The sequence below is a fragment of the Nocardia acididurans genome, assembly GCF_016741815.1.
In the GTDB taxonomy this organism is placed as follows: Bacteria; Actinomycetota; Actinomycetes; order Mycobacteriales; family Mycobacteriaceae; genus Nocardia; species Nocardia acididurans.
Genome location: NZ_JAERRJ010000003.1, coordinates 558,888 through 572,577, shown reverse-complemented (window position 1 = coordinate 572,577; position 13,690 = coordinate 558,888). Strand labels below are relative to the sequence as shown.

General features: G+C 67.5%; 13 protein-coding genes. 4 read left to right on the top strand and 9 right to left on the bottom strand.

What is annotated here, in order from left to right; genetic code table 11:
* Positions 1 to 23: 23 nt before the first annotated feature.
* A complete protein-coding gene (locus JK358_RS10630; protein ID WP_201946139.1) occupies positions 24 to 1,679 on the bottom strand; it encodes an acyl-CoA synthetase in 1,656 nt (551 codons plus the stop codon).
* A 202-nt stretch (positions 1,680 to 1,881) separates the two neighbouring features.
* Entirely contained in the window at positions 1,882 to 2,721 is an 840-nt protein-coding gene (locus JK358_RS10625; protein ID WP_201946137.1) for an SDR family NAD(P)-dependent oxidoreductase, read from the bottom strand.
* A 107-nt stretch (positions 2,722 to 2,828) separates the two neighbouring features.
* Here JK358_RS10625 and JK358_RS10620 point away from each other — a divergent pair, with 107 nt between their 5' ends.
* Positions 2,829 to 3,614: a helix-turn-helix transcriptional regulator gene (locus tag JK358_RS10620; protein WP_307817442.1), complete on the top strand. Its 786-nt coding sequence runs from the start codon at positions 2,829 to 2,831 to the stop codon at positions 3,612 to 3,614.
* Here the strand turns inward: JK358_RS10620 and JK358_RS10615 are convergent, their stop codons facing one another.
* Together JK358_RS10615 and JK358_RS10610 are read right to left on the bottom strand one after the other, a co-directional pair.
* Positions 3,615 to 4,391, bottom strand: a complete 777-nt coding sequence (locus tag JK358_RS10615) for a M23 family metallopeptidase (RefSeq protein ID WP_201946134.1) — start codon at positions 4,389 to 4,391, stop codon at positions 3,615 to 3,617.
* A 90-nt stretch (positions 4,392 to 4,481) separates the two neighbouring features.
* Complete coding sequence (locus JK358_RS10610) at positions 4,482 to 4,988, bottom strand: ArsR/SmtB family transcription factor (RefSeq protein ID WP_201946132.1); 507 nt, start codon at positions 4,986 to 4,988, stop codon at positions 4,482 to 4,484.
* Positions 4,989 to 5,134: 146 nt separating this feature from the next.
* Here JK358_RS10610 and JK358_RS10605 point away from each other — a divergent pair, with 146 nt between their 5' ends.
* Positions 5,135 to 5,575: a hypothetical protein gene (locus tag JK358_RS10605; protein ID WP_201946130.1), complete on the top strand. Its 441-nt coding sequence runs from the start codon at positions 5,135 to 5,137 to the stop codon at positions 5,573 to 5,575.
* A gap of 43 nt (positions 5,576 to 5,618) precedes the next feature.
* Here JK358_RS10605 and JK358_RS40310 read toward each other — a convergent pair whose 3' ends face one another.
* The 5 genes from JK358_RS40310 to JK358_RS10580 form a co-directional block, all read right to left on the bottom strand.
* Positions 5,619 to 6,884, bottom strand: a complete 1,266-nt coding sequence (locus tag JK358_RS40310; RefSeq protein WP_201946129.1) for a phthiocerol/phthiodiolone dimycocerosyl transferase family protein — start codon at positions 6,882 to 6,884, stop codon at positions 5,619 to 5,621.
* A gap of 111 nt (positions 6,885 to 6,995) precedes the next feature.
* Positions 6,996 to 8,147, bottom strand: coding sequence for a TfoX/Sxy family DNA transformation protein (locus JK358_RS10595; protein ID WP_201946128.1), 1,152 nt, complete (start codon positions 8,145 to 8,147; stop codon positions 6,996 to 6,998).
* A gap of 64 nt (positions 8,148 to 8,211) precedes the next feature.
* Positions 8,212 to 8,790: a hypothetical protein gene (locus JK358_RS10590; RefSeq protein WP_201946127.1), complete on the bottom strand. Its 579-nt coding sequence runs from the start codon at positions 8,788 to 8,790 to the stop codon at positions 8,212 to 8,214.
* A gap of 154 nt (positions 8,791 to 8,944) precedes the next feature.
* Positions 8,945 to 10,174, bottom strand: a complete 1,230-nt coding sequence (locus JK358_RS10585; RefSeq protein WP_201946126.1) for an acyl-CoA dehydrogenase family protein — start codon at positions 10,172 to 10,174, stop codon at positions 8,945 to 8,947.
* A gap of 76 nt (positions 10,175 to 10,250) precedes the next feature.
* Positions 10,251 to 11,645, bottom strand: a complete 1,395-nt coding sequence (locus JK358_RS10580; RefSeq protein WP_201946123.1) for an acyl-CoA dehydrogenase family protein — start codon at positions 11,643 to 11,645, stop codon at positions 10,251 to 10,253.
* 233 nt (positions 11,646 to 11,878) lie between these two features.
* Here JK358_RS10580 and JK358_RS10575 point away from each other — a divergent pair, with 233 nt between their 5' ends.
* Positions 11,879 to 12,151: a hypothetical protein gene (locus JK358_RS10575; RefSeq protein WP_201946121.1), complete on the top strand. Its 273-nt coding sequence runs from the start codon at positions 11,879 to 11,881 to the stop codon at positions 12,149 to 12,151.
* A gap of 106 nt (positions 12,152 to 12,257) precedes the next feature.
* A complete protein-coding gene (locus JK358_RS10570; RefSeq protein ID WP_201946119.1) occupies positions 12,258 to 13,688 on the top strand; it encodes a glycosyltransferase family 39 protein in 1,431 nt (476 codons plus the stop codon).
* The last annotated feature ends 2 nt before the right edge of the window (positions 13,689 to 13,690 follow it).

The window sequence follows — 13,690 nt, the reverse complement described above, 5'->3', positions numbered from 1 at the left end:
GGGGGACGGGTAGGGGTCGCGGACTATCCGGCGGGCGGCTCGTACTCGACCAGCACCCGGCGCAGCAGCTTGCCGGTGGCATTGCGCGGCAGTTCGTCGATGAAGTACACGTCGCGCGGCACCTTGTAGCGGGCCAGATTGTTCTTGACGAACAGCTTCACCTCGTCCGGATCCGGCTTCTCGCCCGGCTCGGGAACGATGAAGGCGCGCAGCCGCTTTCCGAATTCCACATCGTCGACGCCGACCACCGCGGCGTCGAAGACATCGGTGCGCTCCAGCAGCAGGTTCTCCACCTCCTGCGGGAAGACGTTCTCACCGCCGGAGACGATCATGTCGTCGTCGCGGCCGTCCACGAACAGCAGTCCGGCATCGTCGAAATGGCCGACGTCGCCGCTGGACATGTAGCCGTCGATGATCTCCTTGTGGCGGCCGTCGGTGTACCCCTTGAACGGCGCGCCCGAGCGGATGAAGATGCGCCCGGTCACGTTCTTGGCCTGGACGCGCTTGCCGTCGTCGTCGAACAGCACCACCTCGCAGGTGATGGGGGAGCGGCCCGCCGTACCGGGCGCGACCGCGAGATCCTCCGGCCGGGCGACCGTGGCCACCGCGCATTCGGTGGAGCCGTACAGGTTGTAGAGGACATCGCCGAACACCTCGGCGGTGCGGATGCTCAACTCCGGCGACAGCGCCGAACCCGCGATCACGATGCCCTTCAGTGAGGAGGTGTCGTACTTCTCGCGGATCTTCTGATCCAGCTCCACCATGCGATGCAGCATGGTCGGCACCGCCACCAGCATGTCCACCTTGTGTTCGGCGATGAGCCGCAGCGTCTGCTCGGCGTCGAAGCGGCGGGCGACGACCGTCTTGTTGCCCAGCGACACGCCCACCAGCCAGGTGCCCAGCCCGGTGCTGTGGAAGATCGGAGAGACGATCAGCATGGTGCCCTGGCGCGGGAAATCGATACGGTCGATCATCTGCACGGTGGCCAGCGGGGTCACCTTGTCGCGCGGCGCGCCCTTGGGCAGGCCGGTGGTTCCGCTGGTGAGGATGATGAACCCGCCCGGCTTCTTGGGCGCGGGCAGCGGCTCCCGATTGTTCGCCGCCACCAGAGCGTCGAGAGTGGTTGCGCCGTCCGGCAATTCGTGACCCTCATCGACCCAGGTGAGCACCCGCGGCAGCTCCGGCGGCAGGGCGTCGAGCAGGCCGAGGAATTCGCTGTCGTGCAGCACCGCCTTCACGTTCTCCCGCGCGCACACCTCCGCGAACTGTGGTTTGGCGAAGCCGGTGTTCATGAGCGCCAAGCGTGCGCCGAGCTTCCCGGCCGCCGCCATGGACAGCAGCAGGCCGCGATGGTCGCGCGCCAGGATGGCGATCACCATGCCGGGTTTGACGCCCATGCGCTGCAGGCCGCGCGCGATGGCGTTGGACTGCTCCTCGAGTTCGCCGTAGGTGAGGTCACCGCGCTCGTCGGCCAGCCCGATGGCCTGCGGCCACACTCGCGCGGCGTGCCGGATCATGGTGGCCTGCGGGCCGTAGACTCTGGAATCCAATGCGGTGCGGACGGTTTCGAGCGGATCCTTGGGATCGCTCACTCCCTGCTCCCGCAACCGCTTGAGCCCCTTGAGGGCTTCGCCGGTGTGCGCCATTCGCTGCCGCGCCGAATGCAGAACCGAGGCCATCGCGCTACCTCCATTGACGTGCGATTACCCGCCCGCCGACAGGACAGGTTGCCGCCACGGTAGCAGTGGAGTGTGACCCGCGTTACACAAATCCGGTCACAACGGACACGCGGTCGTGGTGCGCGGACCGATCGGCGGTGTGCACGCGGGTGGCGCAAGGCCCCCGCCTCACCCGCCGGGGGACCATCGGCGTTTCCGTCGCTCAGCTCGCGTCGTAACCGGTGTGCAGGCCGAGATGCGCGGTGGCGTCGAGCTCCGCGCCGACCGCCGCCAGCTTGCCGCGCACGGCGGCGACGGCATCCGGGCCGAGGGTCAGGCGCAGTGGCGGATCGGGCTGACCCAGGGTCGCGAGGACCGCGGCGGCGGCCTTCGCCGGATCACCCTCCTGCTGCTGATCCGAGGCGGGCAGACCGTCACGGATGACGCCCACCGTCGCGTCGTAGTCGGCGATCGCGGAGCCGACCCGCAGCGCCGCGGGCTTGGCGAAACTCGTTCGGAACGAACCCGGTTCGACGATCAGCACCTGGATGCCCAGCGGATTCACCTCGGCGGCAAGGGCTTCGCTGGCCAGCTCCAGCGCGCCCTTGGCGGCCGAATAGATGCCGACACCGGCGAAGGACATGAACCCGCCCATACTGCTCACCTGCACGATCGCGCCGCCGCGGCGTTCCCGCATCTGCGGCAGCACCAGCTGGGTCAGGCGCAGCGGGCCGTGGAACATGACCTCCATGGCATCGCGCAGATCGGCCTCGGCGGTCTCCTCGATCGCGCCGACGATGCCGTAGCCGGCATTGTTCACCAGCACGTCGACCCGCCCGGCCTCCTTCACCACGCGTTCGGCGGCCTGGGCGTCGCGGACGTCGAGGGCCAGCACCTCGACCCGATCCGGATGGGCGGCAACGATTTCCGCCATGCTCTCGGGACGGCGGACGGCGGCGATCACCTGATCGCCCGCAGCCAGCGCCGCCCGGGTGAAGGCCGCACCGAATCCGCTGTTGGCTCCGGTGATCAGCCAGCGGCGCGGGGTGGTCTCTGCACTCATGGTCGATCCTTTTCGCTGTGTTCCCGGGCGGTCTGCCCGGTTGCTCGGAAACCAGCCTGCCCGCCGCGGGTGTGGCCCGGTATGGCCCAAAGGTGGAATATGGATGCGTGGCCGGTGCACTGAGCGATCCCATCCGTCGTCCGCGCGTCCTGCCCACGGGGGAGCGGTTGTCGGCGGAGGACTACCGCAGGCTCGTCGGCGTCCTCGAAACCGTGGACCACGCCAGTGATCTGCCGGAGTTCCGGGAGCGCCTGGTGCACGCACTGCGGAACTGGTTCGGCTTCACCGGAGTGGCTGTGCTGCACGGAGATACCCTCTTCGAGGCCATCCAGCAGGGGTGCGGCGTGCAGGGCGGTTACACCCCCGAGTTCACCGCGGAATACGAGGCCCGGTGGGCCGCAACGGATCCGCTGCGCACCCCGGCCGCCGCCGAGCTGATCCTGGCGCGCGGGGTGGCCCGGCTGGTGGAGATCGCACCGGATTCCCCGTTCATCGCGAAGTTCCTGCGGCCCAACGGGATTACCGACAAAGCCGCCATGGTCGTGGACGGCGGGCCCTCGGGGGTGCTGTTCGTCGGCATGGCGGTCACCGATGCGCCGCGCGTGCCCGAACGCGATCTGGCCGTCCTGCGGACGCTGCGGCGGCTGCTCGCGCCGCTGGTGGTCGACCAGCTCGACCGGGACCGCGACCGCCGAGCCGCGACCGCGAATTGGCAACTGACGCCGCGGGAATGGGAGGTCGCCGATCTGGCGGCGCAGGGTCTGACCAACCGCCAGATCGCCGAACGGCTGTTCATCGGCGTGGATACCGTCAAGAAGCATCTGAGCCGGGTGCTGGCCGAAACCGCGTGCACCAGCCGCACCCAGCTGGCGCTGCGGTTCGCCGCCGCGTGATCAGGCCGCCGCGGGTGTGGTGAAGCGCTCACCCGTGCGCGGCACGCCGATTCCGTTCCAGGTGAACGGGATTCCGCGCGCGGCAACGGTATCCAGCGAATCCATGAGCTGGAAGTGCACATGCGGCTCGGTGCTGTTGCCCGAGTTGCCGCAGCGGGCGATGACCTGCCCGGCGTCCACGCGGTCACCGACCCGCACGGTCACCGACCCGCGCCGCAGATGGCAGACGCGGGCATAGGTGCCGTCCGCCAGCTCCAGCACCAGCGTATTGCCGAAGACGAAGCTCACCGGCGCAAGGGATCTCGCGATCTGCTCGACGACGAAGAAGTACAGCAACCCCGCCACGCTGTAGCGCGCGCGATGGTCGCGCCGCCGGTCGACGACCTCCACCACCGTGGCTTCCGCCGGGCTCAGCACCGGACTGCCGAAGGCCGGGAACTCCTCCGGCCGATGCAGGCGCAGCAGCCGGAAGCCCGGCTTCTCCGCCCCGTTGCGCACCAGATCGATGGCGTAACCCTGTCCGCCCCATTCGGTTCCATGACTGGGCACCCGATCGGCCGGACTGTTCACCGCCGTCCAGTCGCCGAGCACCGGAGCCATGACCGCGACCGCCGGGCGCGCGGGATGCTCCTTACGCCGCCGCCCCCGCACCAGATTCCAGCCGAATTCGACCAGATAGGTCAGCACCAGCACGGTCGCCACAGCCCAGATCCACCCCCCGTACCGCGAATCCCGCAGTGCCGTCAGCCGATCGACGGACAGCAGGTCGCCGGCCATGGTGAGCAGTATCAGCGCGACCGAAATCAACCGGCCCCAATGAAATACGTGTAGAGCAATCCTCCGGAACATACGTTCCCCCAGAGAGTTTCAGCGCCGCGTGGTAGCGAGCGCGACCAACAGTGGCACCACCCGCCCCGCGGGCACCTCATAGCGCCCACGCGCCGCAGCATGCAGCCATCCGGCCGCGACCAACTGCCGCAGATGGTGGTAGATCTGGCCCGACGTGCCGACACCCTCGAGCGCCGTCAACTCGGTGGCGGTTCGCCGCCCGCCGAGAATCTCCCGCAACAGCCGCAGCCGCACCGGATTCCCCAGCGCCGCAAGACGATCAGCGGCTTCACTGCCGTCGTCGGCAAGCAGATCATCGGTGCTGAATCCCATCTGCCAGCCATACTGCTCCCCGGCCGGCAACCGCACCGACCCGGCGAACAGCACGCCGCCATCCTCGATCCCCAGCTCCGCGAACTGCTCCTCCAACCGCGTCAGCGCCCACAGATCAGCCTGGCGAACCACCGCCCGCCGCTCCGCGCGCCGCTCACCCTCGAGCTCACCGACCCGTCGTTCGAGTTCCTCGACCCGCTGTTCCAAACCCACAACCACAATCTACGTAACTACGTAATTCCTGACAAGCGCTCCTGTGTCCGACCCTGAAACTGGGGGCGTCGCATATTTCTGAATAGCCCACGTTTCACTACTGTGCCTGGCTACTCTCGCGAGCAGCTCACCAGTAAGGAGATCCTGTGAAGTCAACCGTCGTAACAGCTTTCGCCGCCGCAGTGATCGGCGTGATCGTCGCCGCACCCTCGGCCCACGCCGCCGGCGGCATCGGCACCGATGTCCTCGCCGGCAAGTCGTGTCACGTAGGCCAGACCTACCGTATCGTTCTCGGCTCCAATGCCCGGGTGACCTCCAACCTGACCTTCACCGACAACGGAAACCCGATACCGATCGAGGCGGGCGACTGGCACCTCGGCTACGTCAACTGGACCCCCACCACCACGGGCCCGCACACGCTGAAACTGTCCGGCGACATCACCAGCGGCGGTCAGTCCCTGCTCGACCTCGGCAGTTCGGAACTCGTGGACCTCACCTCGGGCACCGGTCTTTTCCGAGTCAGCCCCTATGTGGCACAGGTGATGGTCGTGAACTCATCCGACACGACAACACCCTGCCTGGTCTGACGGTGCCTCGATCTGGAAACCGGCAACCACCGCCCTGCGCCCGTCAGATGAGGGTGCGCAGGGTGGATTCGATTGCGGCTGTGCGTTTTTGGGCTGCTTCGGGGGCGGTGGGGAGGCGTAGTTCGATGGCGAGGCGGTTCTGGAAGGTCGAGATGATGTAGGTGCCCGGTGGGGCGAAGGGGGTGTTGGGGTCGATCGGGGTTTCGATCATCAGGCTGCGGAAGTCTTCGAATTCGAGGTGGGTGGGGGCGTGCGGGGGTGGGACGATGCCCCAGTTGGTGGAGACGATCGCTATCGGGCGCTCCGAGGCGGGGATCTGGGCCATTTCGGCGATCGCGGCGGACATGTTCTCGAAGAAGCTCAGGCCCGACTGGTGAATGTCGTTGGTTTCCAGGCCGTTTCGGAGGCTGTCGTTGACCTTGTGGGCGATGGCGACGGTGTCGGTCAGGTCTGCGGTGGGTGTGAACTCCGCGAAGCCGAGGGGGTTCGTGGCGGCTGGGTTCGCTACGGGGGGTGAGAGTCTGCTGCGCAGGTTCACGGGATAGGTGTAGGCGATTCGATCCGACGGGACACCGCCCAGTTCGGATTCCACCCGCATGATCACCGCCGAGAGCACGGCGTTCAGAGTGGTGTCGTTGCGGCGGGCGAAGGCCAGCAGGGCGGCGGTGGCGGCCGGGTCGAGGCGACAGCGCGCACTCGTGGTCGCGAAGACCCGGGATGTGCTGGGACCGCGGCCCGGTGCGACCGCTGTCGTTGTCTCGTCCTCGGTCGGCTGAGGTGCCGGCGCGGGCGGAGTTGCCCTGTCCGCCTTGCAGATCCCGCGGTCGGCGAGCACCTTTTCCAGCGACTCCGGGTACTCCCACACGGCGTCGTCCACCGCTACGCCGTGCACGGTGGCGGTGTACAGCGCCCACAGATCCGCCAGCAGATCGAGCGAGTGATATCCGTCGGCGATGCTGTGATGAGTGAAGAGGGTGACCGCGGAACGGTCGCCATCTCGAGTGACGTGCAGGCCGGACAGTGCGCGCGTCTGGTCCGCGCAGACCGTCGAGATCGGGGCATCGAGATCACCGGCGGTGACCACGACGCCCGGCAGCGGACCGGACCCGGCCACGATCACGAACCCGCCGTCCTCCGGTTCCAGCGTCGCCGCCAGCGCCGGGTAGCGCCGGCGCAGTGCCGCGAAGGCGGTCGACAGCGCGGTGATGTCCAGTGCGCCGCGCACTCGGACCGAGTAGCCGATATAGGCGCCCGCCATGGCGAAGAACAGTTCACTGGGCGCGAGGGAACGGATACGACCGGCAGACACACATACTCCTGAAGGGTAGGGATGGTGGGAAGATCGTTCGGATACCACTCTTCCGGGTGCCGACGCACCCGGCCACATCCTGTGGGTCAACTCATAGCAACGCGAAATTCATTACCGTGAAGCGGATTTCGATGGTCCGCGAACAATGCTCGGGGACCGCCGGATCGGGGCGCGATACCGCACCCGCACGGGTGGGGCGGGTGCCGGGGTCGCGCCGAGATCCGCCAGCAGTTCGCGGCGACGCTCGAGCGGGATGCTGTGCCGGTCGCGGTAGGTGAGAGCTCCTTCCATGGCCCAGAGCATCTGCAGCGTAAGGTTTTTCACGTCGGCGGCCCGCATGCGGCGGTACGCCTCCACCGGGCCGATGGCGGCGAGATCCTCCAGCGTGGCGACGTTCGCGTGCGCCAGCATCGCGGCCGCCGCCCGGCTGAGGACGTAGCTGCGGTCCCGCCACTCCCGCACCTTCAGATGCGCATCGCCCCGCACCGATTCGGCCTCGGTCCACACCGCGGCCCGCAGATCCTCGGGGTCTTCCGGCACGGTGGCGCGAGACAGCACCTGGGCGCGAGCCTGCGCGGCAACGCTGACCATCGGCCGAAAACGCCGGAATACCTGGATCTCCCCGTCATATCCGTAATCCCACGGCCCGAGATAGGTGTGGTCGGAGCCGTGGCGCGTGGTGTCCAGACCGGCCGCGCTCAGCGCCCACGCACGAGCATCCTCAGGTGTAGCCGGCGAAAGAACGATCACCCCCCGACGGCGATCGACCTGCCCCCGGCCCTCACCCCGATGGGTGGCGTGATACCGCTCCCACCAGGCATCCAACGCCGCAGGCTCCAAAGTCCGGTCCATACCGAAGGTTTGCCACCGCACAGTGCCCTCCGGCTTGGGCAACGCATGCCGCTTCAACTGATGCGTCACCCGATCGTCGAACGGCGTGCACCAACCGGGCACCAGCGCAATGGGATCAGCCGGATCGGCATCGAACGGAGTCGGCGTCAGGAACTGCCGGTCGATGTACACGAATGTCCCCGGCCGCGCCTGATACGACAGCCCCCACAGCAGCCGCGCCAGCAACCGAGCCCCATGCTCATCGGACAACACATGCCAGGTGTCGTGAAACCGATTGGTACTGAACCGAGCACGCGTCCCCGCCCGCAACGTGATCACGGTGTGGACGCCATTCACCGACCGCACCAGGTGCCGGTGCAGTTTGAGTCCGTCGCCGATGGATCGCGCGGTAGCAGGTCGCTGTTGTTTCATCGCGCTCCATGACGCCACAGCAAACGACCCCCGCACAACCGAATTTCCGCCCACCCAACCCTTCTCAGTTGTGGCAGGTGTCCTGGTCGGAGTACAGCAGCAGCGAGGTCACGCTCTGCCCCGCCTGGCCATCGCGAGTGATCCCCATGAACCCGTAGTGGTAACCCGGGTGCCCGGGAACATCCGCCGAACTCCAGTTCACACCCAACCGCAGGCTCGGATACGCGGCCCGGACCTGATCCACCGACGACCCCGCCTTGATGCCCTCCGGCGTCTGCACCTTCGCCGAGGACCCCGGGAACAGGGCCACGACCTTCCCGTCGTTGAGGTACCCGCTACCCGAGGTCCAGAACCTGAAGCCCGCACACCCCACCATGGTCGCGCCGTCCTCGAGAATCCCCCGCGCCTTCCCGTTGTTCCGGGCAGTCTCCTCGGCCCAGTCCGCCCCGAGATCGAGCCCGTTGTACCCGGCCGGCCCGAGGATCTCGGTACCGGACGCCGTCGGCTGCAACGGCTTCATGGCCTCGACCGTATTCTGTTCCGTCGCACGGGATTCGGTGCTCGTTTCGCCGCCACAGGCGCTGAGCGTAGTGACGAGGGCGGCGGCGGCAAGTACGACGCCGAAGGACTGCATGATGCGCATGAAACTTCCTCGCGGTAGGACACCGAGCAGCCCCGATGTGATCTGTCACCGCTGATCCTGCGCAGCACACCTTGCAGCCCACCCAACAAACCGCTTAAGAAGAATCGGCGCGAACCCTGACCAGGGTTCGCGCCGATTTTCGCGGTGCCGGTGCCTACTTCAGCTTGTCCGAGGACAGGCCGAGGACGCGGCGGGCCACGATGAGCTGCTGGATCTGCTGGGTGCCTTCGAAGATGTCGAGGATCTTCGAGTCGCGGCCCCACTTCTCGAGGAGGGTGCGCTGGGAGTAGCCGGTGGCTCCTGCCAGTTCGACGGCCTTGAGGGTGACGTCGGTGCCCATGCGGCCGGCCTTGGCCTTGGACATGGAGGCTTCGAGGGAGTTGGGCTTCTTGTTGTCGGCCATCCAGGCCGCGCGTAGCGACAGGAGGTAGGCGGACTCGTAATCGGCTTCCATGCGCAGGAATTCGGCAGCGGCGGCATGCTGGTTGTTGGCCGGCTTGTCGTAGCTGATTTCGACGCCCGCGTCCTCGAGGACCTTGCGGAGCTCTTCGAGGGCGGCGCGGCCGACACCTACGGCCATGGCGGCCACGAGGGGGCGGGTGTTGTCGAACGTCTGCATGACGCCGGCAAAGCCCTTCTCCACGTTGACTTCCGGGGAGCCGAGGATGTTGTCCTTGGGGATGCGGCAGTCCTCGAAGCGGATCTCGGCCGTGTCGGACGCCTTGATGCCGAGCTTGTGCTCGAGGCGGGATACGGTGAGGCCCTTGGCATCCCGGGGGACGACGAAGGACTTGATGGCCGCGCGGCCCAGGGAGCGATCCACCGACGCCCACACCACGATGTGGGTGGCGCGCGAACCGGCGGTCACGAAGATCTTGGTGCCGTTGAGGACCCACTCGTCACCGTCGAGGGTGGCGGTGGCGGTCACGGCGGCCGAGTCGGAGCCGAAGGACGGTTCGGTGATGGCCATGGCGGCCCACACCTTGCCGAAGCGCTTGAGCTGCTCGTCGGTGGCGACCGCGGCGATGGCGGCGTTGCCCAGGCCCTGGTAGGGGATCGACAGCATCAGGCCGACGTCGCCCCAGGAGGTCTCGAGCGCGTTCATCAGCGCGGACATATTGCCGCCGTTGGTGTTTCCGAGCAGCTCGGTGGCGTGCGCGTCGCTCTCGCTGTCGGCCGAGCGGCCGCCGGTGGCGCCGGAGATCTGCTCGGTGCCCGAGTCGGACAGGCCCTCGACCATGGCGGCCATGGTGTCGAGCTCGACCGGGTACTCATGCTCGGCAAGGTCGTACTTGCGCGACGCCGGGCGGAAGATCTCGGCGGCGACCTGGTGGGCCTGGTTGGCGCTGGCCCGCAGCTTCTTGGGGAGTTCGAGATTGATCATGGGGAGTCTCTCCGTTGAGGATTCGTCCGCGCCGCGCAGCGGCTCGATTCAAGGGTGGCGGCGGGGACGAGGCGGGCTAGATGAGGACGATGCCTTCGGCAACGCCGACGGCGCGGAGATCGCGGTACCACCGCTCCACCGGGTGCTCCTTGGTGAAGCCGTGTCCACCCAGCAGCTGCACGCCGTCGAGACCGATCTGCATGCCCTTGTCGGTGGCCAGCTTCTTGGCCAGCGCGGCCTCACGGGCGAACGACAGTCCCTGCTCCGCACGTGACGCACCCCGCAGCGTCACGAGACGAAGACCGTCCAGCTCGATGGCCATATTTGCGACCATGAACGCGACAGCCTGACGGTGCGCGATCGGCTCGCCGAACGCCTCCCGCTCCTTCACATACGGAATCACGTAGTCCAGCACGGCCTGACCGGTGCCGACCGCCAGCGAGGCCCAGCCCAGGCGGGCGAGACGCACGGCGTCGGCGTAATCCTCGGCGCGCTGCACGGCGTCCGCGTCACCCAGGATCGCGTTGGTGGAGACCGCGACATTGTTGAGCAGCAGGCGACCCAGGCCCGCGGCCCGCAGACCCATCGACGGATCCGCCTCGATCACAACACCTTCGGTGTCGGCCTCGACGATGAAGAACGCCGGACGGCCATCCAGCTCGGCGGCGACGATGAACAGCTCGGCGTCACCGGCGGCCGGGACCAGGGTCTTCACGCCGTTGAGGCGGTAGCCCGACGGCGACCGGGTCGCCTTGGTCTGCAGCGCGAACGGATCGAACAGCGCCTGCGGCTCGGCGATGACCACGGCCGACTGCGGCACGTTCTCACCGGTGTAGGCGCCCAGGTAGGTCTTCTGCTGCGCGTCGGTGCCCCACTGCGACAGCGCGACCGCGACACCGCTCGGCGCCAGGATCGGCAGCGCCAAGCCCATGTCGCCGTGCGCCAGCGCCTCGGCCACGAGCGAATTGGTGACCGCGCCGCGCTCGGAGGCAGCACCCTCGAGCTCCTCCGGCACGTTGATCAGGGTGATGCCGAGCTCGGCGGCCCGCTCCAGCAGATCGCGGGGAGCCTTCGCGGCGTTGTCGGCGTCGTAGGCGGCCGGGCGCAGGATCTCGCCGGCGAACTCGCGGACCGTCTCGACGATCATCTGCTGCTCGTCGGTCGGGGTCAGGTCGAAGTAGTCCTTCTTACGGGACTCGTTGGCGGGCAGCCGCTTCGGCTGGCCGCCGCCGGAGACCTTCTCGAACGCGCGGGTGGCGGCACCAAGGGTGCGGAAACCGGTCTTCGTGCCCTCGTACGTAAGCCGCTCGATAGGCTTGCGCAGGTTGTACTTCTCCGCGAGTTCCGACCCCGTGATGGTCGTCATGACCCGCATCGCCGTGCCCATCCAGTCACGCTTGACCGGGTTCAGGCCAACAGCGGAAGTATCCGGACGTCGCTTCTTTGCGGTGTCTCGAGTGCTCATAATCACCAGTTTTCTTGAGAGTGGAGGGTGATCCTGCCCAGCAATCTTACTCCTGAGTAAGACTATCTTACTCCAGAGTAAGAACAACCGTCGAGGGTTGTCGAATCGGCAGGTGGAGGCGGTGGTTTGCCGAACTTCCGACGCCGCTCGCACCAAAGTGAAACAAACACCCTTCAGAAGGGTGGCATCTGGGCTACCGTGTGCGCGCACCATTCGCCCCGAAAATGGAGGTCTTGCATATGAAAACGCTGGTGGGTACGACCGGCGCATTCGCCATCGCCCTCTGCCTGTTCGCCGCCCCGAGCGCGGCCGAAGGCATCACCCTGCAACCCGCCGCCGACATCCAGAGCGGATCGGCCCCGTCGGTGGGGGCCGGATCCGCCACGGGCGGCGGTGACGTCGAAACCGGCCTCGGCCTCGGCTCGGTCCAGGTCGGCTCGAGCGTCAAGGACGGCCCGTACCTCGACTTCGGGTCGGTCCGGGTCGGCAACTCGGGATCCGGGCTGAAGTAGCACCACGACGGCGTCGGGACCGCAGCCCCGCGCCGGACGGAACGACTGCGGGGGCAGGTGGGCGAAAGGGCACCCGGCGTTCACCGAAATCTGAGACCGTGACGGAATGTACTGGATAGCGGGGGTTTTCGCGGCGGTACTGCTGGCCGTCTCGAACAGGTACGGGTATCACCGTGACGAGATGTACTTCCTGGCGGCGGGGCGACGCCTGGACTGGGGATATGCGGATCAGCCGCCACTGGTGCCGCTGATCGCGCGGGGGATATCGGCCATCGACGCCGAATCGCTAGTGCTACTACGTATTCCGGCTGCGACCGCGGCCACCGCCGTCGTGCTGTGCGCGGGATTCATGGCGCGGGAGTTCGGCGGGGGACGGCTGGCGCAGACGCTGGCGGCCGCGTTCACCGCCTCCGGAGCGCTGCTCATGGCCACTGGGCATCTGCTGGGCACCACCGTCTTCGACCTGGCGCTGTGGTCGGGCATCGCGCTGCTCGTATTGCGGCTGCTGCGAGACGAATTCGATCCGCGCTGGTGGCTCGGCGTCGGCGTGCTCGCGGGGTTGAGTATGCAGAACAAGGCGCTCTCGGCCCTGCCGATCCTGGTGCTCGCCGCGTCGCTGGCCGCACTCGGTCCGCGAAAGATCTTCGCCACCAAATATTTTGCGGCCGCGATCGCGACAGCGGCGATCATCGCGCTGCCCTACCTGATCTGGCAGGCCGCCAACGACTGGCCGCAGTGGGAACTCAGCCGCGCCATCGCGGGCGGCTCCTCCGGCACCTCGGACACCCCGCTGACCTTCGTCCTGCTGCAATTCGGCCTGATGGGCCCATTCCTGGCGCCGCTGTGGATATTCGGGCTCTGGCGCCTGTGGCGGCAGCCGCGCTACCGGGCCTTCGTACTCACCTACGCCGTGCTGTTCGTGGTATTCACCGTGTCCGGCGGCAAGGCCTACTACCTCGCCGGCATGTACCCGCTACTGCTGGCCGCCGCGGCCGCCGGACTCGAGCCCATGCTCACCGGCAACCGAATACGAAGGTTCGCAGTGGTTTCCGTGACGGTGATCAACGCCGTCGCCGGTGCGGCCCTGTTCCTACCGTTGCTGCCGGTCACGTCGGTCCGCGAATCCCCGGTCCTGGAAATCAATTACGACGCGGGAGAGACCATCGGCTGGCCGGTATTCGTCGACCATATCGCCGAAATCCGCGCCCGCTCCGCCCCCGACGCCGAACTCCTCACCGCCAACTACGGCGAGGCGGCCGCCATCGAACGCTTCGGTGCGCCCCACAACCTCCCCACCCCGCACAGCGGCCACAACTCCTACTGGTGGTGGGGACCGCCCGAGGACTCCCGCCCCACCCTCCTGATCGGACTCCCCATCGATCGCGCCTTCGAACTGTGCCCGCAGGTCGAACAGGTCGGCCGCATCGACAACGGCCTCGGCATCGACAACGAGGAACAGGGCAGACTCGTCTACCTCTGCCGCGCACCCCGCCAGAGCTGGGCCGAAATGTGGCCCAGCATAAGGCATTACGGGTAGGC

Bases quoted from the DNA above. Each gene is read 5' to 3' on its own strand.
- JK358_RS10570 (WP_201946119.1), top strand. From the start codon at position 12,258: ATGTACTGGATAGCGGGGGTTTTCGCGGCGGTACTGCTGGCCGTCTCG.
- JK358_RS10575 (WP_201946121.1), top strand. From the start codon at position 11,879: ATGAAAACGCTGGTGGGTACGACCGGCGCATTCGCCATCGCCCTCTGC.
- JK358_RS10590 (WP_201946127.1), bottom strand. From the start codon at position 8,790: ATGCGCATCATGCAGTCCTTCGGCGTCGTACTTGCCGCCGCCGCCCTC.
- JK358_RS10585 (WP_201946126.1), bottom strand. From the start codon at position 10,174: ATGATCAATCTCGAACTCCCCAAGAAGCTGCGGGCCAGCGCCAACCAG.
- JK358_RS10625 (WP_201946137.1), bottom strand. From the start codon at position 2,721: ATGAGTGCAGAGACCACCCCGCGCCGCTGGCTGATCACCGGAGCCAAC.
- JK358_RS10630 (WP_201946139.1), bottom strand. From the start codon at position 1,679: ATGGCCTCGGTTCTGCATTCGGCGCGGCAGCGAATGGCGCACACCGGC.
- JK358_RS10615 (WP_201946134.1), bottom strand. From the start codon at position 4,391: ATGGCCGGCGACCTGCTGTCCGTCGATCGGCTGACGGCACTGCGGGAT.
- JK358_RS10595 (WP_201946128.1), bottom strand. From the start codon at position 8,147: ATGAAACAACAGCGACCTGCTACCGCGCGATCCATCGGCGACGGACTC.